The 703-nt window shown below is 64.4% G+C and carries 1 protein-coding gene; it reads right to left on the bottom strand.

What is annotated here, in order from left to right; all coding sequences use genetic code 11:
* Window positions 1-138: 138 nt before the first annotated feature.
* Window positions 139-471, bottom strand: coding sequence for a hypothetical protein (locus FS320_RS44590; protein WP_152718803.1), 333 nt, complete (start codon window positions 469-471; stop codon window positions 139-141).
* Between the last annotated feature and the right edge of the window lie 232 nt (window positions 472-703).

Below are 703 nucleotides of genomic sequence, written 5' to 3'. Positions count from 1 at the left end.
CTCAACCGTCGTCTTGACGGCTCTGCCGCCAGCCCTGCGCAATCGCTCCATCCTGCCACACCCGGCTCCCGCCCTGGGATCGCACTCCCACGTCCAAGCTCATTGACAACGAACATCAGAGTCCTCATAGATGCAGATTCAGCGCCAAGCAGCGAGGCTAACCTCGCTCTGTAAGTTGATCGGCCGGTCGAGGGCGATCATCAGGACACGCTCGGCGGCAAGCCGCAGCACCGCTCCAGCTGGATCGGAGCTGCCGGCGAGCCACTCGGTGCAGGCTTCGAGCGAGGCGGTGCCGCCAATCTCAGCAAGATGGGAGAGCAGGATGAAGCGCTCGCGCGGCGTGACACGCACACCGTCACAGGCCGACACGAGCAGTGCATTGGTCAGCCGCGGCTCGGCCCGGATGACGCTCTCGGGCACCAGCACAAGGCGTTGCCCGCTGAGTTCACGGGTTCTCTTGAGGTCGAGCACGTGGGCATGCAGGACCGGATCACGCCAGCAGGCGCTCGGCACCGCAACGAGACTGACAGTACGTCCGCCCGTGAGCCGGACCGAGCGAAGGACAAGACCTACCTGCGCTAGCCGTTCCTATTCACCAGAGTTTGTTTCGGGGCCTATTTGGTAGCGCGGGCGTGCCGATCCGCTGCGTTTCTTTCACCGCGGCAAGGTCTGGAACGTGGGGAACGCGTTGGCAGGGACGGGA

Source organism: Microvirga tunisiensis (genome assembly GCF_009296175.1).
Lineage (GTDB): Bacteria > Pseudomonadota > Alphaproteobacteria > Rhizobiales > Beijerinckiaceae > Microvirga > Microvirga tunisiensis.
The sequence above is the reverse complement of the archived record's forward strand: the minus strand, read 5'-3'. Positions and strand labels throughout refer to the sequence as shown.